Consider the following 19,080-nt stretch of genomic DNA (forward strand, 5'->3'; position numbering starts at 1 on the left):
GGTCCGATGGAACACTCCGCCGCCGTCAATCATGCGCAGATGATTTTCATTCACCGCGTTGGTTGACCGAATGTTCACCGTTCTCGTCGGCGCGCTGTTTACCACACATATCGATCGCAAAACGCTCTGCAACTTCCCCGCTTGCCTGTCTCACGATTGCAACGCGGATTAACTCCTCGGCAACCTAAACCCGATACGAAGAGAGAAGATCGAATTGCACGGAAGCACTGTTGTTCGGTCGATCCAGTAAGCGTTGCGTTGAGCGTACCGATGTTAGTTCTGCGTCCCGGTCCGAAGGGCGCGCGATATGCGTCCTTCGGACTCGGTCTCTGCGTCTTCGCTCTGATGCCGACAGAGACCGGGTATCAAGACATCGCTTCCCTGCTCGCCCGCCAGCCGGGCGTCGCCGAGCGTTGGCAGAAGCGCGTGTTCTCGGCTGCGGCCTCCATTCAGCTCGCCACCTACAGTTTCGGCCGTCCGATCGGAACCTCGGCGCCGCAGGCGGGGAGCATCCGCCTTGCGAGCCTCGATGGGCGCGACCTCGACATCACCGGGTCGACGCCGCGCAATCCGGCGCTGCAGGTTCCGCCGCGCTACCAGGCCTCCGATTTTCCCAAGGTCGATCGCACGCTGAAGGGCGATCGTCTCGTCGTCCGGCCGCCGACGCCGCCGGCGCAGCCGACCGAATCGGCCGCGCCCGTCGAGCCCGCACCCTCCGAGCCCGCACCCACGCCATCGACTCAACCCGATTCGAATTCCTCCGTGTTCGGCGCCAAGACGACGGAAGCGCCGGCGCAGGCGCCGCTCCCGCAGCGCGCTGCACTCGATCCCGAATTGCAGGAGGCGCTGAGCGCGCCGCCGCTCGCGCAATACGACGCGACGAAGTCCGAGATCCAGCCCTCGGGCGAGCTGAAGCCTGCAACCGATCAGATCCTGGTGGACGGCGCCGTCAGCTATGACGGCCTCAACGTCAAGACGTCCAATCTCTATTTCGGCACGTCGTCGCTGGGCGGTGCTGCCGGCACCATGGAGACATGGCTGCCGGGCGAGGCGCCGCTGATCGTGATGCCGGATCCGGACCTCAAGCCGATGGCGGTGCTGTCACAGCCGGCCGACGATGCTGCCAAGGCCGGTGATGGCGGCGAGAGCATCGCGCCGAAAGGCGAGGTCAACGCCGACAATCAGCGCGACAGGACTCCGGCTGAACGCCTGGGGCTCACCGACGAGAAGGCGCGCTTCAAGTCCGAGAAGTGCCTCGCTGAAGCGGTCTATTTCGAATCCCGCGGCGAGGCGGTGCGCGGCCAGATGGCCGTGGCGCAGGTCGTGCTGAACCGGGCGTTCTCCGGCTACTATCCCACCACGGTGTGCGGCGTCGTCTACCAGAACAAATACCGCCACTTCGCCTGCCAGTTCACCTTCGCCTGCGACAACAATCCGGAGGTCATTCGCGAGCCCGAGATGTGGGACCGCGCCAGGAAGATCGCGAAGGCCATGCTCGACGGCCAGATCTGGCTGCCGGAGGTTGGCAAGTCGACCCACTATCATGCCTATTGGGTGCGGCCATCCTGGGTCGCCGAGATGAAGCGGATGTACAAATTCGGCGTCCACACCTTCTACCGGCCGAAGAAGTGGGGCGACGGCAGCGACGCGCCGAGCTGGGGCACGCCACAGCAGACGGCGGCCATTTCGGCCGAGTTGACCGAGGCCGCCAAGAGCGAGGCCGAGATCAATCCGAACTGGACGCGGCGCTAGGCGCTGAGCGAGCGTGGCAGACGCACCGTCGGCCGCGCGCTGAGCTCGTCGGCGATTTCGCGCGCCGCCGTGAGCGTCGTCATCGTCCGCTGCGCAAAGCTCGGATTCTCGGCCGGGCAATCGGCGCGGCAATGCGCGCCGCGGCTCTCGCGCCGGCTCCAGGCCGCGGTGGCGATCAGCAGCGCGGCGCTCGCCATGTTGCGCAGCCTCGGGCTGCCGGCGTCGCGCTCCATCCTGGCAATCGCGGCGATGGCCTCGGCCAGCCGCTCCTCGTCGCGGATGACGCCGAGCTGGCTCGTCATCATCTCGCGCAGCGACACCTCGGCAGCGCCCGCACAGGATCCGGCCGGATCGGCGAACGCAACGTGCTGCAGGGTGGAGGAGGCGGTGAACGTCCGGCCGGAGATGTCGTCGGCAATCCGCTGGGCGAACACCAGCGCGCCGAGCAGCGCGTTGCCGGCGATGTGATTGGCGCCATCCGTTGCCGTCGCGGCGACTTCACCTGCCGCCCAGAGCCCCTCGATCGTGCTGCGGCCCCGCGCGTCGACCGCGATCCCGCCCATGTGGAAATGCGCCGCCGGCGCCACTGGAATCGGCTGGCGGGTCGGATCGAGCCCCGCGGCGGCGCAGGCCCGATGCAGCATCGGATAGCGCTCGGCGACGTCGTCATCGAGCACGTCGCGCGCATCGAGAAAAGCGCCGCGTCCGGCGATGATCTCGGCCATGACGCCGCGGGCCACCGTGTCGCGCGGGGCAAGATCGACCAGCGGATGGCGCGGCAGCATGAAGCGCTGGCCGCGCCGGTTGACCAGGATCGCGCCGGCGCCGCGCAGACTCTCGCTTACAACCGGCGCCGGATCGCGGCCGGTCATCATCGCGGTCGGATGAAACTGCACGAACTCCGGATCGGCAATCACCGCACCGGCGCGCGCGGCGATGGCGAGACCGATGCCGGTGGCGTGCGGCGGATTCGTGGTCGCCGCGAACAGCCGGCCGATGCCGCCGGTGGCCAGCACGATTGCCGGCGCCGCGATCAGCATCGGCGCGGCCGCGTCGTCATCGGTCGGCCGGAGTTGCAGGCCACGCACCGCGCCGTCTTCCGTCAGCAGCGCGTCGGCGACGTGGCCCTCGATGATGCGGATCGATGGCGTCGCGCGCACGGCTTGCGACAGCGCGGTGATGATCGCCTGTCCGGTGAAGTCGCCGCGAACGCTGAGAATCCGTCGCGCGGCGTGCGCAGCCGCACGAGACGTCGCCAGCCTGCCGCCGTGATCACGATCGAATGTCACGCCGAGGCGGACCAGGTCCTCGATCGCGGCCGAAGCATCGCGCGCGAGCGCCAGCGCAGCCGTCGCGTCGACCAGGCCGCCACCCGCAGCGATCATGTCGGCGGCGTGGGTATCGGGGCTGTCGCCGGATGACACCGCTGCCGCGATGTCGGCCTGCATCGTCGTGCCGAACGAGGCCTCGCCCAATGAGGTGGCGGAGATCAGCGTGACCGGCTGCGGGGCGAGCTTCAGCGCGCAGAACAGTCCGGCAACTCCGGCGCCGACGATCACGACGTGGCCGGATGTCTCGATCTGATCGTGGTCCATGTGCTGTCCAAATTCCACATTCCGTGCGCATGTGTACCGCGGTACCTGTTAGTTCTTCTTCAGAGACTTCCTTCGCTCTTTATTGGTGTTTGGCGACAAATAGCCGCCGTTCTGAAGGTCGCTCCCGCGCAGGATGAATCATCGTTTGCGACTCGCGCATCAGGACGCTTCGCGCCGGGACAAACACGCATTAGCGAGTTCCGCCGCCGGAACTGGCTTCGGATGACACCTGCTCATGGCTCGCCGCCGCATCGAAATTTTTCATGGCTGGGTTCCGCTTTTGAGCTTGGGAGTTCAATGCAAATGCATTAACCGGAGAGGCGCGGCAGACAGCGACCGCGGCAGGGGAGGACACTGATGTCGGTACAGGCAGGCGATCTCGGCACGGTGTCCCGCAGCCAGGGCTGGCGCACGCCGGTGGTCATCATCGTGTGCGGCTGCGCGATTGCGCTGCTGAGCTTCGGTCCGCGCTCCAGCCTCGGCTTCTTCGTGCAGCCGATGAGCCGTGAGTTCGCCTGGGGCCGCGACGTGTTCGCCCTTGCAGTGGCGGTGCAGAATTTGTTGTGGGGGCTCGGTCAGCCGCTCGCCGGCGCGATCGCCGATCGTTTCGGCGTGATGCGCGTGATCTGTGTCGGCGCGCTGCTCTATGCCGGCGGTCTGCTGATGATGCGCTATTCCAGCTCGCCGCTGTCGCTGAACATCGGCGCCGGCGTGCTGGTCGGCTTCGGCCTGTCGGGCTGCTCGTTCAACCTCATCCTGTCTGCGTTCAGCAAGCTGCTGCCGCCGGAGCGGCGTGGCATCGCGCTCGGCGCCGGCACCGCGGCCGGCTCGCTCGGCCAGTTCCTGTTCGCTCCCTTTGGCGTCGCGCTGATCGACCAGTTCGGCTGGCAGAGCGCACTGATGGTGTTCGCTTGCCTGATGCTGTTCATCGTGCCGCTGTCGCTTGCCGTGGCGACGCCGCCGGCGGCCGAGGCCAAGCCGTCGGAGGCCGAGCAGCAGTCGTTCACGACCGCGCTGATGGAGGCGTTCGGCCACCGCTCCTACGTGCTGCTGGTGCTCGGCTTCTTCACCTGCGGCTTCCAGCTCGCCTTCATCACCGTGCATTTGCCGGCATTCCTGGTCGATCGAGGCCTGTCGGCGCAGACCGGCGGCTGGGTGATCGCGGCGATCGGGCTGTTCAACATCATCGGCTCGCTCAGCGTCGGCTGGCTGCAGAGCCGGCTGCCGAAGCGCTACATCCTGTCCTTCATCTATTTCGCCCGCGCGCTGGCGACGCTCGCCTTCATCTCGTTCCCTGTGACGCCGTCGACGGCGATCGCGTTCGGCGCGGTGTCGGGGCTCGCCTGGCTGTCCACGGTGCCGCCGACCTCGTCGCTGGTCGCGATCATGTTCGGCACCCGCTGGCTCGCCACGCTCTATGGCTTCGCCTTCGTCAGCCACCAGGTCGGCGGCTTCCTCGGCGTCTGGCTCGGCGGCATCGTGTTCGAGCGCTACGGCTCGTATACGCCGATCTGGTGGCTCTCGATCCTGTTCGGCGTGCTGTCGGCGCTGATCAACCTGCCGATCGTCGAGAAGCCGGTCGCGCGTGCCGTTCCCGCGACCTGAGTTGCGCTGCCGACCCGATCGGCTAAACATGGCGTGAGACGAAGAAAGCGCAGGGAGTGCGGCTGTGGGAACGTTCAAGGCGATCCGGATCGAAAAGGCGGACAAGGGAACGACCGCGGCGCTGACGCAGTTCGATGAAGCTGAATTGATGGACGGTGACGTCACCGTGAAGGTCGAGTGGTCGGCGCTGAACTACAAGGATGGGCTGGCGCTGACCGGCAAGGCGCCGGTGGTGCGCCGCTTCCCGATGATCGCGGGGATCGATTTCGCCGGCACGGTCGAGCAGTCCAGCCATCCGGCCTGGAAGCCGGGCGATGCCGTGATCTGCACCGGCTGGGGCATGGGCGAGACCCATCTCGGCGCCTATGCCGAGAAGGCGCGGGTCAAGGGCGACTGGCTGGTCGGCCTGCCGCAGGGGCTGTCGGCCCGCGACGCGATGGCGATCGGCACCGCCGGCTTCACCGCGATGCTCGCGGTGCTGGCGCTGGAGAAGCACGGGCTGACGCCGGCGAGCGGGCCGGTGGTGGTGACCGGCGCGGCCGGCGGCGTCGGCTCGGTGGCGACGGCGGTGCTCGCCAGGCTCGGCTACCACGTGATCGCCTCGACCGGCCGCCTGGCCGAGGCCGACTATCTCAAGTCGCTCGGCGCCGCCGAGATCATCGACCGCAATGAGCTGTCCGGGCCGGCCAAGCCGCTGGCGAAGGAGCGCTGGGCGGGTGGCATCGACAGCGTCGGCTCCAATACGCTCGCCAACCTGCTGGCGATGACTCAATATGGCGGCGCCATCGCCGCCTGCGGCCTCGCTGCCGGCATGGATTTGCCATCGTCGGTGGCGCCGTTCATTTTGCGCGGCGTGTGCCTCCTCGGCATCGATTCGGTGATGTGCCCGCTGCCGGCGCGCAAGGCGGCCTGGCAGCGCCTCGCGACCGATCTGGATCGCACAAAACTAGCTGAAATCACTCACGAAATTGCCCTGGATCAGGTCGCGTCGCTGGGTCCGCAGATCCTCGCGGGCCAGGTCCGCGGCCGTACGGTGGTAAGAATATCCTGAGGACGTTCAGACTTTTCAAACCATGCTGCTCCATTGTTGCCATGGTTGGTATGGTAAGCATGGGGTAAAGATACCGCCTTACCCGCTGCGTGGGGTTAAGTGGGAGTTTGATGCATGCTCGCGCGTATATTGCTGGGGACCGTGACTGCCGGTGCCGTGATTGCTCCCGCGATCGCGGGTTCGATGACCGCCGACGAGGCCCGCAAATTCGTCGCCGGGAAGGTGTTCGCCTTCACCTGTGTCGACGGCACCCGGGGCGCGGGCCGCATCCTCGACGACATGGGCGCCGCCGGCGCGGTGCAGTTCTCCGGCTCTGGCCCGGTGCGTCACATCCGTCTGCCCGGCAATACCCTGCAGATTCGCGGCCAGAATGTCTGCGCTGCCATCAAGGGCATGCCGTTCGAGCCGTGCTTCAACCTCGACAAGAAGGACGACCGCAGCTTCCGCGGCTCGGTCTCCGGGCTGGGCGCCTTCGCCTATTGCGATTTCCAGCACCAGGGCGGAGCCACCATGCTGATGGCGCGCGCCGTGGCGCGGCCGCGCGCACGCGCTGCTGCGCCCGCGGCTGACGGCTCGCACACCGAAGTCGCGGCGCGGGTCGAGACCCCGCGGGTGGAACGCAGCAAGGTTGAACCCTTGAAGGCAGATGCTGCGAAGGCCGCCAAGGCGGACAGTTCCAAGACTGAGAACATCAAGGCCGAAAACGCGAAGGCTGAGATGACCAAATCCGATAACGCGAAGTCGGATGCGGCGCCGGAGCTGCGTCGCTCGACCGATTAGTTGTTAGTTCACCGATCATTGAAAAACCAGCTCCCTATTAACATAGAGCAATATTTTAAGCTGACCGCACGTTAGTGGTCATTGCGCCGTAGTCGTACGGAATCTTAAATTCATGCCTCGGTAGCGACTCGTGTGCAGTTTGCGACCAGGGGGGTGGCCCATGAGAAAGGGTCGTTATGTCGCTTTATTTCTTCCGGATCAGCCAGGGCCGCTATTCTGGCGCTGCTGACCAGCCTTATGAATTCGCCAACCGGGAAACCGCCTGGAACGAGCTGACGGCTGTCTGCTCCGACCTGATCGGTGGGATCTCGAAGTCGTTGCAGCAGGGGGCCGAGTGGCAGATGGAACTGCTCGACGAAGCCAAGCAACCGGTGTTCCGGATTCGCCTCGTGTCCGAAGCGGTCGGCTGAGGTCCGGCTGTCCGGGTGATTGGGTTGTGGGCCGTCGGAGCCCGGCCCGGTTTGCCGTGGCGCCGATCGCTCGTGCGGGGCATCTTTCGATGAAGTCTGCGTCCACTCCGGGCGGGTCGGCCGCAACCCGGTAGAGTTCGGCCCTGGCTCCGCGTCGTGCCGCGGCCACCTCATCTCCGATAGATACGCACGATGATCAGCGTCGTCGGTAGCTGCGGCGCCTGCCAGTGCGGGTGGCGGCAGTGATCGCCCTTTGCCCGGCGCACCGTTTGAAGCTCCTGCTTCGACGCAATCCTGCAACGGTATCGGGAGACTTGGTCCAGCGCGGGCCGGTTTCGGAGCACCGCGTCGTTGCGCACGATGATCATTTTATGCGGTTTGTCCGTAATCTTACGGTTCCCGCATTAACCTCCGATAAGCCTGTTTCGCGCCCAATGAGTTCCGTCAGCGACGACGTGCGGGTCCGGAATTTTCGGAGTCTGCCGATCTCCTGACCTTCGACCGCGCAGCGCAGCGCAGACCTGAATGTTCGGGCCGTCCTTGGCGCTGGCAGAACGCGGCCGAACCACGCAGTCAGCTGGGGTCCTCCGTGTCAACAATGTCCATCCGTACGAAGATCATATCGGTCATCGCCTTCATGCTCGTCACCATCTGCGGGCTCGGCGCGCTCGCCGTCACCAGCATGCAGTCGATCAATGCCAACACGGTCGACATCGCCCACAACTGGCTGCCGAGCGTGCGCGCGATCGGCGAGCTGCGCGCTAACATCAACCTGCTGCGCATCGCCTTGCGCGCGCATGTGATGTCGGAAACGGCCGAGACCAAGCAGTCCGCGGAGAAGCGCGTCAACGGAATCCTCGAGACGATCAACAAGGACCGCAAGACCTACGAGCCGATGATCACCTCGGCCGAGGAACGTGCGATCTACAACAACTGGGTGCAGTCCTGGGAGAAGTACGTCGTCGCGGTCAAGCAGGTGATGGACGAATCCAACAAGAGCGTCGGCAAGATCCCGCACGAAGCCACCGAAATGCTGGAAAAATCGGCCGCCGCGATCGCGCGCGACGCCGACAAGTATTTCATCCAGGACATCGACTTCAACAACAAGGGCGCCGACAACGCGACGCGGCAGGCGGCCGAGAGCTTCTCGCGGGCGATCTGGCTGGTGGTCTCGATCATTGCCGCGGCCGTCATCGCCGGCATCGCCGTCGGATTCTATCTCGTGCAGAACGTCTCGTCCGGCATCGCCTCGATCATCAAGCCGATGCAGGAGCTCGCCAGGGGCGATCTCGGCGCGGAGGTGACGCATCGCGGCGAACCGACCGAGATCGGCGCCATGGCCGATACGCTGCAGGTGTTCAAGGAGGCGCTGATCGCCAAGAAGGAGGCCGACGAGCTCGCGGCTCACGATGCCGAGGCCAAGATCGAACGCGGCCGCCGCGTCGACAACATCACCCGCCAGTTCGAGGCGACGATCGGCGAGATCGTGCAGACGGTGTCGTCGGCCTCGACCGAGCTCGAGCATTCCGCCGGCGCGCTGTCATCCACCGCGACGCGCTCGCAGGAGATCTCCACGATGGTCGCGGCGGCCTCCGAGGAGGCCTCTACCAACGTGCAGTCGGTTGCCTCCGCCACCGAGGAGCTGTCGTCCTCGATCACCGAGATCAGCCGCCAGGTGCAGGAATCGGCCCGCATGGCCAACGAGGCGGTCGAGCAGGCGCGTACGACCAATGATCGCGTCGGCGAGCTGAGCAAGGCGGCCGCGCGCATCGGCGACGTGGTCGAGCTGATCAACACGATCGCAGGCCAGACCAACCTGCTGGCGCTAAATGCGACCATCGAGGCGGCGCGCGCCGGCGAAGCCGGCCGCGGCTTCGCGGTCGTCGCCTCCGAGGTCAAGGCGCTGGCCGAGCAAACCGCCAAGGCGACCGACGAGATCGGCCAGCAGGTGTCCGGCATCCAGGCGGCGACGCAGGAATCGGTCGGCGCCATCCGGGCGATCTCCACGACCATCGAGCGGCTGTCGGAAATCTCGTCGGCGATCGCGGCGGCCGTGGAAGAGCAGGGTGCCGCCACGCAGGAGATCTCGCGCAACGTCCAGCAGGCATCGGAGGGCACGCAGCAGGTTTCCGTGAATGTCGTCGACGTGCAGCGCGGCGCCACCGAGACTGGTACGGCTTCCACGCACGTGCTGGCCGCGGCGCAATCGCTGGCCTCGGACAGCGACCGGCTGAAGCGTGAGGTGGCGACGTTCCTGGAGTCGGTGCGCGCGGCCTGATCTGTCCGACGAGCGGGATTAGATCGCGTCCCGTAGTCATACGACGTTCAGCATTAACGGAACTTTGCGGTAATCGGCGGCACCCTGCTCCCCAGCAGGTGCCGCTTTTTCGTCTCCACCGCGGCGCGGTCGGTCACCGCGGAAGCCGGCCTCCCTCCAGGCGGCCGACAGCGAGATGCTTTCTCTCGGAGGATCAGGACGTGTCCAGGCTTTCCATTCGTCTGAAGATCATCGCTGTCATCGCCTTCATGCTGGTGGCGATGTCAGGGCTTGGCCTGCTCGCGGTGCGCAGCATGCAGTCGATCAACGTCCGCACCGTCGACATCGCCACAAACTGGCTTCCCAGCGTGCGGGTGCTCGGGGCGCTGCGTGCCGACATCAACGTCTACCGGCTCACACTTCGCGCCCACGTGATGGCGCTGTCGGCGGAGGCCAAGGCGAACGTCGACAAGCGAATGGCGGCCATGCTCGACAACGTCAGGAAGGACATCCGGACCTATGAGCCGCTGATCTCGGACCCCGAGGAGCACAGGCTGTACGAGGCCTGGAAGAAGGCTTGGGAAAAATACACGGTTGAGGCCGACAAGGTCCTCGATGTCTCCCGCAACAGCGTCGGCCGCCTGCCTGATGACATCGAGGGGCTGTTCAGGGGCACCGGCGTTGCGTCGGCCGAGTCCGAGAATCTTCTGATCAAGGCGATCGAGTTGAACGACAAGGGCGCAGCAACGGCAACTCAGGAGGCTGTCGATGGCTACAACAGCGCCTTCTGGATCATGGCAACCATCCTGATCGCGACGATCGCTGCGGGCATCGGCGTCGGCTTCTACCTCGTGCAGGACGTCTCGGCCGGCATCGCCTCGATCATCAGGCCGATGCAGGCGCTCGGGCAGGGCGATCTTTCGGCCGAGGTGCCACACCGCGGCGAGCCGACCGAAATGGGTGCGATGGCCGACACCTTGCAGGTGTTCAAGGAGGCCCTGATCGCCAAGAAGGAGGCCGACGAGCGCGCCGCCGCCGACGCCGAGGCCAAGATCGAGCGCGGCCGCCGCGTCGACAACATCACCCGCCAGTTCGAGACGACGATCGGCGAGATCGTGCAGACGGTGTCGTCGGCCTCGACTGAGCTCGAGCATTCCGCCGGCGCGCTGTCCTCGACGGCGACGCGCTCGCAGGAAATCTCGACCCAGGTCGCGGCGGCCTCGGAAGAAGCCTCGACCAACGTGCAGTCGGTGGCCTCGGCCACCGAGGAGCTGTCGTCGTCGATCACCGAGATCAGCCGCCAGGTGCAGGAATCGGCGCGGATGGCGCAGGAGGCCGTCTCGCAGGCCCGCCAGACCAATGATCGCGTAGGCGAGCTGTCGAAGGCAGCGGCACGCATCGGCGACGTCGTCGAGCTGATCAACTCAATCGCCGGCCAGACCAACCTGCTCGCCTTGAACGCCACCATCGAGGCGGCCCGCGCCGGCGACGCCGGCCGCGGCTTCGCGGTGGTCGCCTCCGAGGTCAAGGCCCTGGCCGAGCAGACCGCCAAGGCGACCGGCGAGATCGGCCAGCAGATCGGCAGCATCCAGGCGGCAACGCAGGAATCGGTCGGCGCCATCCGCGACATCTCCGGCACCATCGAGAAGCTGTCGGAAATCTCCTCGGCGATCGCGGCGGCCGTCGAAGAGCAGGGCGCGGCGACGCAGGAGATCTCGCGCAACGTCCAGCAGGCCGCGCATGGCACGCAGCAGGTGTCGTCCAACGTCGTCGACGTGCAGCGCGGCGCCACCGAGACCGGCTCGGCGTCCTCGCACGTGCTGAGCGCCGCCAAGTCGCTCGCGACCGACAGCGACCGCTTGAAGCGCGAGGTCGCCTCGTTCCTGCAGTCGGTCAGGGCCGCCTGATCGTCACTGCGCCGGCTGAGCCGGCGGCACCTGCTGCTGCCGCCGGAACAGCACTTTCTGGTACAGCCAGCCGATCGCGACCAGCACCAGGCCGAGTCCGATGAACGACAGTGCGCGCCACACGCCCGTCAGAGCCGACATGTCGACCAGGAAGGCCTTCAGGATCGTCAGCGCGATCACGATGGCGGACGCCAGACGCGCGCGCTGCGACTGCTCGACGAGTCCGATCCCGAGCAGCACCACGCCGAAGGCGAGCCAGGCGATCGAATAGGTGTACTGCTCGGCCGCGCTGGTCGGCCCTGCCGTCAGATCGGGGCCGTGATAGATCCGACGGATCTCGAGGCTCACATAGGACAGCGCCAGGATCAGCGCGCCCGCGGCCAGCGTGTTGCCGTAGCCGGGCGGACGGCGGCCTGCGACCGCGTAGGACAGCAGCAGCATCAGCACCGCCGGGAAGGCATAGGCCAGGATCAGGATGTTGAGCAGGCCGCCCTTGATCGCGACATCCGAGATCATCGGATTCTCGAACATCAGCAGACCGAGCACGGTGGCGCCGCCGGCGAATCCGGTGAGGATCACGGCGCCGATGTTGTGCACGATGCTGCCGCTGCGCTCCCGCAGCCGCTCCAGGCCGATCGCCAGCGCCAGCGCGACGCAGACGTCGAGGCCGATCTCGTCGAGCGACGGCACCGCCAGCATGTCGCCGTCATTGACGGCGTGGCGGATCTCCAGGAAGGCGAGCAGGGTCGTGAACAGGATCGCGGCGGCCTCCACCGCCCGTAAGGGGGCGTCGTCGCCGTGGCGGCGCATCAGATAGCTCGCGCCCCAGAACGACGCCGCCGGAACGCCATAGCCCCACAGCAGCCAGTTGACGATCGGCGTGGTGCCGACATCGGCGCCGACGATGCGCGGATCATGGCCGATGCGCAGCACCACGAGACCGGCAAAGACGGCCGCGAGCGTGCGCAGGAACGGGATCGGCCGGCTCTCGTAGATCCAGGCGGTGCCGAGCGACATCAGCGCCAGCGCGATCGTCAGCCAGCCTTTTTCCAGCGCGAAGGTCAGCGCCAGCGCCAGCGCGGCCAGCGTGCCGGTCGCGAACAGCGCGATCGAGACACTGAGGCCGGGACGCTCCTCGCGCCGCGTCAGCGCCTCGGTTGCGACGGCAAACGCGGCGGCGAGCACGACGGCGACGATCGCGAACGGGATCGAGCGGTCGAGATGGGCGATGCGCGCGTAGAGCGCGACCAGCAGCGCCAGCGGCGTGAACACGCCGGCCGCCGACCACACCACCGGCACGGCGGCGTTGTGCGAGCGCCCCTGCGCCAGGAAGCCGGAGCCGCCGAAGCCGAGCGCGAAGATCGCCGCCGTGACCAGATGCGAGGTGACCGATGCGCCGAGCGGGTTCGGTCCCATTCCCGGCAGCGCGCCGCCGGGCAGCACCAGCAGGTCCGGATTGTCGCGCAGCGCCCATTCGGCGAACACGAGGAACACGGTCGCAGCGGCGGCGGCCACCGCGCCGGCTGCGCTCGGCGCGCGCCAGGCGACCGCCAGCGTGGCCGCGACCAGCAGCGTGAAGCCGATCAGCGCCAGGCCGTCATGGAAGCTCGCGAGCACAACCAGCATGGCGCCGAGCAGATAGACGGCGAGCCCCACCGACGAGATCGGCTCGACCTCGTCATTGTCGGCTGCGGGCCCGAACATGAAGCCGCAGACCACGATCAGCGCGGCCAGTGCAAAGCCGGTGACGACATGGAAGACGTGCGGTGCCACCGTCTCGATGCCCGCGTCGAGTCCGGGCAGGGTCCACAGGAACGACAGCCCGATCGTGGTCATCGCGAGCCAGCGCCACAGCCGCACGCGCGCCAGCGCGAACGCGGCTGCGGTGACGATGGCAAGGTAGATGTAGAGCGCCCAGTAGTTCGGCTCGCCGGTCGACACCAGCACCGGCGTCGTGAATGCCGCGACGAGGCCGAGCCCGGCCAGCGCCGGGCCGTGCAGCAGCGCCGCCGCCAGCGTGCCCAGCGCGACCACGCCGAGCAGCACGAAGGCGATCGCGGGCGGCAGGAAGTCGTAGAGTGCGTAGGCCGCGTAGATGGTGGCGAAGGCGACCGCCGTGCCGGCCGCGGTGAGGATCGCCGGGATGTTGGCGATCGGCAGCGCCGCGATCTGCGAGATGCTCTCCCTGCGCCGCGTCCATTCGCCGGCCCCGAGCAGCGCGGCCGCAAACAGCGCGCCGAGCGCGACGCGCACCTCGGGGCCGACCAGGCCGGCCTCGATCGAGTAGCGCACCATGAAGAAGCCGCCGAGCGCCAGGGTCAGCCCACCGATCCACACCACCCAGCGGGTGCCGATGCGCTCCTCGAAGCCGGCCGCGGGCTGCGGCACGGGTGGTGGGGACGCGAGCGGCGGCTGACCGGCCGCTGCGTCGCTCGCCAGCGCCGCGGGCTGGAGAGCAGGCTCGGTCAGCTCCGGCAATGGAGGCGGCATTGGCGGGGCTTCAGCGGGCTCCTGAAGCGGGCTGAGCGGCGGCGCGACCACCGGCGCGGCCGCGATCGGGGGGGCGGCCTCGAGCTTGGCCAGCCGTGCCTGCACCTCGGCCAATCGGTCGGACGTCCGTCGCGCGAAGGCGAGCGCCGCGAACGCCACCAGCAGGGCGATCCAATCCAGGGGCCAATCGAACATCACGCGGGAATCCTGAAATCGATGCCGCCGGGAGGCGTCACGGGTGGAGGGAAGCTGCGAGCCTTTGCGGTCCCCCGCGAATCGGCCAACCGCTCCGCCGGGCCGCACGATGGCCGTCGTTCCCTCTGTGTCAAACCGTGGAACATAAGTTCAAAGCGCACCGGTATGCGGCTACGCAGCGCCGCAACTCAGTCCAGATCGATCCGGAACGGCGCGCTGTCGATCATCATGGCGCCGGGCCCGATCGCGTCCAGCGCGCGCACCATGCGGCCGTTGCGACCCAGCGCCCTGTCGGCCAGGCTGACGATCAGCCGGTTCGGCGAGGCGATCGGCGAGGCCTGGCGGATCGCCCAGGCGATATCGAGCTCATCGCGATTGGGGTTGAGCGCGCAGGCCGCGGCGAAGGCGCTCGCGGTGGAGCGGCTGATGCCGGCATAGCAGTGGATCACCAGCGGCGCCGCACGATCCCAGCCGCGCACGAACTCCAGCACCTGGGCGACGTGGTCCTCGCTCGGCGCCATGAAGCCCGGCAGCTGCTCGGTAATGTCGTCGACCGAGACCCGCAGATGGTTCTCGGGGCGGATCGTCTCCGGCCGCCGCACCTGCTCGACATTGGCCATGATGGTCAGCACGTGGCTGGCGCCGGTCAGGCGCACGGTCTCGGGCAGGGCGGCGAGTGAGCAGACGTGGATCATGGCGAGCCTTTGAACGCCCGATTATACGAATGGGGGCACAAGGGCAAAAGCGCGTTTTGCAAAAGCGCGTTTTGGATGTCTGCCGTCGGGCTGGCGCATGTATGCGCCGACGGCCTTCAGCGCGTGTTCTTGAGCTGCCGCAGCTCCTGGCGAACCAGATGGGCCTTGCCTTCGATCTCGGCGTTCAGCCGCTCGATGTGGTCCACGAGACCGTCGCGCAGACCCTCACGCCGTGCCTGTGATGAATGGACCGGCTGTCGAGCGCCCGTCTCTGCCCACGGACGCCGCAGGATGAGAGCGTACAGCGCCACCATCGCGGCCACCGCGAGCGGCATGCTCAACGCATAGATCTGGCCCATCGTCATCGGAGCCCTCCAAGGACCCATTGCCCCACCAAATGTAGGATCAAACCGGCCATGAAGCAAACCGGGGCCGACACATAGATCAGCGTCGGGTCGGTATTTTGCGGCAGGAAGCCATAGATTTCCTGTCCAATCGGCACGAAAACGCCGACCGAAACGATCGCGGTCGCCAGCGTGTTGGCCCAATTGGCCAGCAGCTTCAGGCGCTCGTTCTGGCGCTCTTCGGGCGTCAGCGGCATCTCAGCACGCCCCCAGCACCGTATTGAAGCGGGTCAGGAACTGCTTCTCGGCCTTGGCCGCGCTCCAGGGCGTCAGATAGTCGGTCACGGTGGCGTCCGGCAGGCCGGGATCGCGGCCGAACAGCTTCTTCGCCTCGCTGTCCGAGAAACCGGCGAGGCGCGTCGCCTCCAGAAAAGCGGCGCCGCGGTCGGCCGCCTTGATCTGGCGCTCGATCTCGGGGGCAATCTCGGCCGGCAGGCCGAAGCGGATGTGGATCGCCCCGAGCAGCCGCTTCTCGACTGATTTGTAGCTGCCGCCGAGCACCGCCTTGAACGGCGAGATCATGTCGCCGATGACGTATTCCGGCGCGTCGTGCAGCAGCGCGGCGAGCCGCAGCTTCGCATCGATGTTGGGCTTGCGCGCGCGCATCACCGTCTCGACCAGCAGCGTGTGCTGCGCGACCGAGAAGATGTGCGCGCCGGTGGTCTGGCCGTTCCAGCGCGCGACGCGCGCGAGCCCATGGGCGATGTCGGCGATCTCGACATCGAGCGGCGAGGGATCGATCAGGTTGAGCCGCCGGCCGGACAGCATGCGCTGCCAGACGCGGTCGTGCCCGCTCGGGGCCTTGTCAGTCGTCATTTGGGAGGCTTGAGGCGCGGGGCGCGGCGCTTGCCGCTGCAGGTCTCGTGGCAGAAGCAGGTGACGAGATGGTCGTTGACCATGCCGGTCGCCTGCATGAAGGCGTAGACGATCGTCGGCCCGACGAACTTGAAGCCGCGCGAGGCGAGCTCCTTGGAGATCTTGATCGACAGCGGTGTCGAGGCCGGTACGCTTGCGGTGGTCTTGAACTGGTTGACCTTGGGCGCGCCGTCCATGAAGCCCCACAGCAGCTTGGAGAAGCCGGGACCCTTGTCCTGGATGTCGAGCCAGGATTTCGCGCTGAGAATCGTGCCTTCGATCTTGGCGCGGTTGCGGACGATGCCGGCATCGCTCATCAGCGCGTGGATCTTCTTGTCGCCGTAGCGCGCGATCTTCTCCGGCTGGAAATCATCGAAGGCGCGGCGGAAATTGTCGCGCTTGCGCAGGATCGTGATCCACGACAGCCCGGCCTGGAAGCCGTCGAGGATCAGCTTCTCATACAGCGCGCGGTCGTCATATTCCGGCACGCCCCATTCGGTGTCGTGATAGGCGACATAGAGCGGATCGCTGCCCGGCCACGGGCAGCGCGTCAGGCCATCGGGATGGACGACAGCAGCGCGACCCATGAGACCGGCTCAGGCGACCGTCTGCTTGGGCGCGCCCTGCAGCGCGTCGGGATCGGCGATGCGCAGAACGAGGCCGCCCGCGGTGAGCGGCGTTCCCGCCTCCAATGCCTCGGCGGCGCGGTCGATGCGCAGCAACGCCATGCCCTTCTGCGCGGCGGCCGAGCCCATCGTGCCGACGGTCTTGTCGCCGGCCAGAATCGGCGTGCCGGGCTCCGGACCCGGCCCGTCGAGCAGCACCTTCGCCGCGCGTGTGCGCGTGGTGCCGCGATGATGCATGCGGCTCACGACCTCCTGGCCGACATAGCAGCCCTTGCCGACGTCGACGCCGTGCAGCCGGTCCATGTTGGTCTCGTGCGGGAAGGCGTCGCCATACATGAAGTCGAGCCCGCCGCGCGGCACGCTGCAGTCGATGCGATGCGCTTCATAGGCGGCGGAATCGACGAGCTCGGCGCCGAGCCGTGCGGCGATCTCCGCCAGCGCCTCCTGCGGCGCAATGACGCGTGCGCCGAGGCTCTCATGACGCGGATCGGCGACGCTCGGCTCCGGCGTGGCGCCGATGGCGCCATCCCAGACCGCGATCACGCCGACCTGGTCGGACAGATTGCTGACCGCAACCTTGGCCCTGAGCTTGTAGAGATTCAGCTTGTCGGTGAGCGCCTGGGCGAGCGCGCGCGGACAGTCGAGCAGGAAGCGCTCGCCGGCGTCGGCCGCCGCCACCTGCGCCACCAGGAAATCGACGATGATCTTGCCCTGCGGCGTCAGCAGCGCGCCGAACCGGGCCTCGCCGGGCGTGAGCTTGGTGACGTCGGTGGTGAAGAGACCGTTGAGGAACTTGCGTGCATCCTCGCCGCTGACCTGGACCACGCCCCGGTCGTCGAGAAACGTCGCCTTCATTCGAAAAACCTCTTGCGACAGGCCGCACTGAAACGTAAGCCGCCCAGGCATAAACCACAAGGCTGAAACGCCGCCGCGCGGTGGCTTCATTCTAAAGATCGAGACTCGCGTGCCGCCGGAGGCCAGCAAATGGGCAGGCGCGCAGCATGATCGAGCTGTCTTGGGGTTGTCAGGAGAATGAAATCCTATGAGGGCTTCATGAGCGCGCGGTTCGACGTCATTCTGAAATCCGGCACCGTGGTCAATCAGGACGGCGAGGGTGTCCGCGACGTCGGTATCTCCGCCGGGCGCATCGTCGAGATCGGCAATCTCGGCGCCGCCTCAGCCGCCGAGATCATCGACTGTACCGGCCTGCACGTGCTGCCCGGCGTGATCGACACCCAGGTGCATTTCCGCGAGCCTGGCCTCACTCACAAGGAGGACCTCGAAACCGGCTCGCGCAGCGCCGTGATGGGCGGCGTCACCGCCGTGTTCGAGATGCCCAACACCAATCCGCTGACGGTGACCGAGGAGGCCTTCACCGCCAAGGTCGAAGCCGGCCGTCATCGCATGCATTGCGACTTCGCCTTCTTCATCGGCGGCACCCGCGAGAACGTCGAGCAATTGCCGGTGCTGGAGCGCGCCGAGGGCTGCGCCGGCGTGAAAGTGTTCGTCGGCTCCTCCACCGGCTCGCTGCTGGTCGAGGACGACGACAGCCTGCGCCGCATCTTCCAGGTGATCCGCCGCCGTGCCGCGTTCCACGCCGAGGACGAGTACCGCCTCAACGAGCGCAAGGACCTGCGCGTCGAGAACGATCCGCGCTCGCACCCCGTCTGGCGCGACGAGGAGGCGGCGCTGCGCGCCACGCAGCGTCTCGTCAATCTCGCGCACGAGACCGGCAAGCGCATTCACGTGCTGCACATCTCCACCAAGGAGGAGATCGTGTACCTGCGCGACCACAAGGACGTCGCCACCGTCGAGGCGACGCCGCACCATCTCACCCTGGCCGCGCCCGAGTGCTACGAGCGGCTCGGCACCTATGCGCAGATGAATCCGCCGGTGCGCTCGGCCGATCATCGCGACGTGATCTGGTGGGGCGTCCATCAGGGCATCGTCGACATCCTCGGCTCCGACCACGCGCCGCACACCGCCGAGGAGAAGTCCAAGACCTATCCGGCCTCGCCCTCCGGCATGACCGGCGTGCAGACCCTGGTGCCCATCATGCTCGACCACGTCAATGCCGGCCGGCTGTCGCTGCAGCGTTTCGTCGACCTCACCAGCGCCGGCCCCGCCCGCATCTACAACATCGCGCGCAAGGGCCGCATCGCCGCCGGCTACGACGCCGATCTCACGATCGTGAACCTCAAGCGCAGCGAGACCATCACCAACGAGTGGGTGGCGTCGAAAGCCGGCTGGACGCCCTATGATGGCCTGCGCGTCACCGGCTGGCCGGTCGGCACCTTCGTCCGCGGCCAACGCGTGATGTGGCAGGGCGAGCTGCTGACGCCGGCCACGGGCGAGCCTGTCAGCTTCATGGAGACGCTGCGGCCGTAACGGCGCTGCGTGCTAGTTTGCTCCGCTATGACGGGCTGCCAGACGCCAGATGCAGCGCCCGCTCCCCTTA

The 19,080-nt window shown here is 67.1% G+C and carries 17 protein-coding genes; 8 read left to right on the plus strand and 9 right to left on the minus strand.

Annotated features, from left to right (window positions below; genetic code table 11):
- The first annotated feature begins 270 nt into the window (after positions 1-270).
- The gene (locus tag QX128_RS19450) at positions 271-1,752 is read left to right on the plus strand and encodes a cell wall hydrolase (protein WP_316238246.1); all 1,482 of its coding nucleotides are present in this window, start codon (positions 271-273) and stop codon (positions 1,750-1,752) included.
- Here QX128_RS19450 and QX128_RS19455 read toward each other — a convergent pair.
- Positions 1,749-3,347, minus strand: a complete 1,599-nt coding sequence (locus QX128_RS19455; protein ID WP_316238247.1) for an L-aspartate oxidase — start codon at positions 3,345-3,347, stop codon at positions 1,749-1,751. The genes QX128_RS19450 and QX128_RS19455 overlap by 4 nt on opposite strands.
- A 357-nt stretch (positions 3,348-3,704) precedes the next feature.
- Here QX128_RS19455 and QX128_RS19460 point away from each other — a divergent pair, with 357 nt between their 5' ends.
- From QX128_RS19460 to QX128_RS19475, 4 genes are all read left to right on the plus strand, one after another.
- The gene (locus tag QX128_RS19460; RefSeq protein ID WP_316238248.1) at positions 3,705-4,952 is read left to right on the plus strand and encodes an MFS transporter; all 1,248 of its coding nucleotides are present in this window, start codon (positions 3,705-3,707) and stop codon (positions 4,950-4,952) included.
- 64 nt (positions 4,953-5,016) lie between these two features.
- Complete coding sequence (locus QX128_RS19465; protein WP_316238249.1) at positions 5,017-6,003, plus strand: MDR family oxidoreductase; 987 nt, start codon at positions 5,017-5,019, stop codon at positions 6,001-6,003.
- A 114-nt stretch (positions 6,004-6,117) separates the two neighbouring features.
- Positions 6,118-6,783 (plus strand): hypothetical protein, encoded by a 666-nt coding sequence (locus QX128_RS19470; protein WP_315802843.1) that lies wholly within the window; start codon positions 6,118-6,120, stop codon positions 6,781-6,783.
- A gap of 176 nt (positions 6,784-6,959) precedes the next feature.
- Positions 6,960-7,193, plus strand: a complete 234-nt coding sequence (locus QX128_RS19475) for a DUF6894 family protein (protein WP_015668557.1) — start codon at positions 6,960-6,962, stop codon at positions 7,191-7,193.
- A 170-nt stretch (positions 7,194-7,363) separates the two neighbouring features.
- Here QX128_RS19475 and QX128_RS19480 read toward each other — a convergent pair whose 3' ends face one another.
- A complete protein-coding gene (locus tag QX128_RS19480; RefSeq protein ID WP_315802844.1) occupies positions 7,364-7,561 on the minus strand; it encodes a hypothetical protein in 198 nt (65 codons plus the stop codon).
- A gap of 221 nt (positions 7,562-7,782) precedes the next feature.
- Between QX128_RS19480 and QX128_RS19485 the strand changes: the two genes are divergently transcribed.
- Both QX128_RS19485 and QX128_RS19490 read left to right on the plus strand, forming a co-directional pair.
- On the plus strand, positions 7,783-9,471 hold the full coding sequence (locus tag QX128_RS19485) for a methyl-accepting chemotaxis protein (RefSeq protein ID WP_316238250.1): 1,689 nt from the start codon (positions 7,783-7,785) through the stop codon (positions 9,469-9,471).
- A 200-nt stretch (positions 9,472-9,671) separates the two neighbouring features.
- On the plus strand, positions 9,672-11,357 hold the full coding sequence (locus QX128_RS19490) for a methyl-accepting chemotaxis protein (protein WP_315802846.1): 1,686 nt from the start codon (positions 9,672-9,674) through the stop codon (positions 11,355-11,357).
- A gap of 3 nt (positions 11,358-11,360) precedes the next feature.
- Here the strand turns inward: QX128_RS19490 and QX128_RS19495 are convergent, their stop codons facing one another.
- The 7 genes from QX128_RS19495 to QX128_RS19525 form a co-directional block, all read right to left on the minus strand.
- Entirely contained in the window at positions 11,361-14,042 is a 2,682-nt protein-coding gene (locus QX128_RS19495; RefSeq protein ID WP_316238251.1) for a DUF2339 domain-containing protein, read from the minus strand.
- Between the two features lie 188 nt (positions 14,043-14,230).
- The gene (locus QX128_RS19500; protein ID WP_316238252.1) at positions 14,231-14,737 is read right to left on the minus strand and encodes a protein tyrosine phosphatase; all 507 of its coding nucleotides are present in this window, start codon (positions 14,735-14,737) and stop codon (positions 14,231-14,233) included.
- A 116-nt stretch (positions 14,738-14,853) separates the two neighbouring features.
- Positions 14,854-15,102, minus strand: coding sequence for a hypothetical protein (locus QX128_RS19505; protein WP_315802849.1), 249 nt, complete (start codon positions 15,100-15,102; stop codon positions 14,854-14,856).
- Positions 15,099-15,338 (minus strand): hypothetical protein, encoded by a 240-nt coding sequence (locus QX128_RS19510; protein WP_315802850.1) that lies wholly within the window; start codon positions 15,336-15,338, stop codon positions 15,099-15,101. Before QX128_RS19510 ends, QX128_RS19505 begins: the two co-directional genes overlap by 4 nt.
- A 1-nt stretch (position 15,339) precedes the next feature.
- Positions 15,340-15,957: an HD family hydrolase gene (locus tag QX128_RS19515; protein WP_316178222.1), complete on the minus strand. Its 618-nt coding sequence runs from the start codon at positions 15,955-15,957 to the stop codon at positions 15,340-15,342.
- On the minus strand, positions 15,954-16,583 hold the full coding sequence (locus tag QX128_RS19520) for a DNA-3-methyladenine glycosylase I (RefSeq protein ID WP_316238253.1): 630 nt from the start codon (positions 16,581-16,583) through the stop codon (positions 15,954-15,956). Before QX128_RS19520 ends, QX128_RS19515 begins: the two co-directional genes overlap by 4 nt.
- A 9-nt stretch (positions 16,584-16,592) precedes the next feature.
- Positions 16,593-17,477 carry a folate-binding protein gene (locus tag QX128_RS19525; protein ID WP_316238254.1) on the minus strand — a complete coding sequence of 295 codons (885 nt, stop codon included), beginning with the start codon at positions 17,475-17,477 and terminating at the stop codon, positions 16,593-16,595.
- Positions 17,478-17,675: 198 nt separating this feature from the next.
- Between QX128_RS19525 and QX128_RS19530 the strand changes: the two genes are divergently transcribed.
- Complete coding sequence (locus QX128_RS19530) at positions 17,676-19,010, plus strand: dihydroorotase (protein WP_316238348.1); 1,335 nt, start codon at positions 17,676-17,678, stop codon at positions 19,008-19,010.
- Positions 19,011-19,080: the final 70 nt, after the last annotated feature.

Source organism: Bradyrhizobium sp. SZCCHNR1015 (assembly GCF_032489875.1).
GTDB lineage: Bacteria > Pseudomonadota > Alphaproteobacteria > Rhizobiales > Xanthobacteraceae > Bradyrhizobium.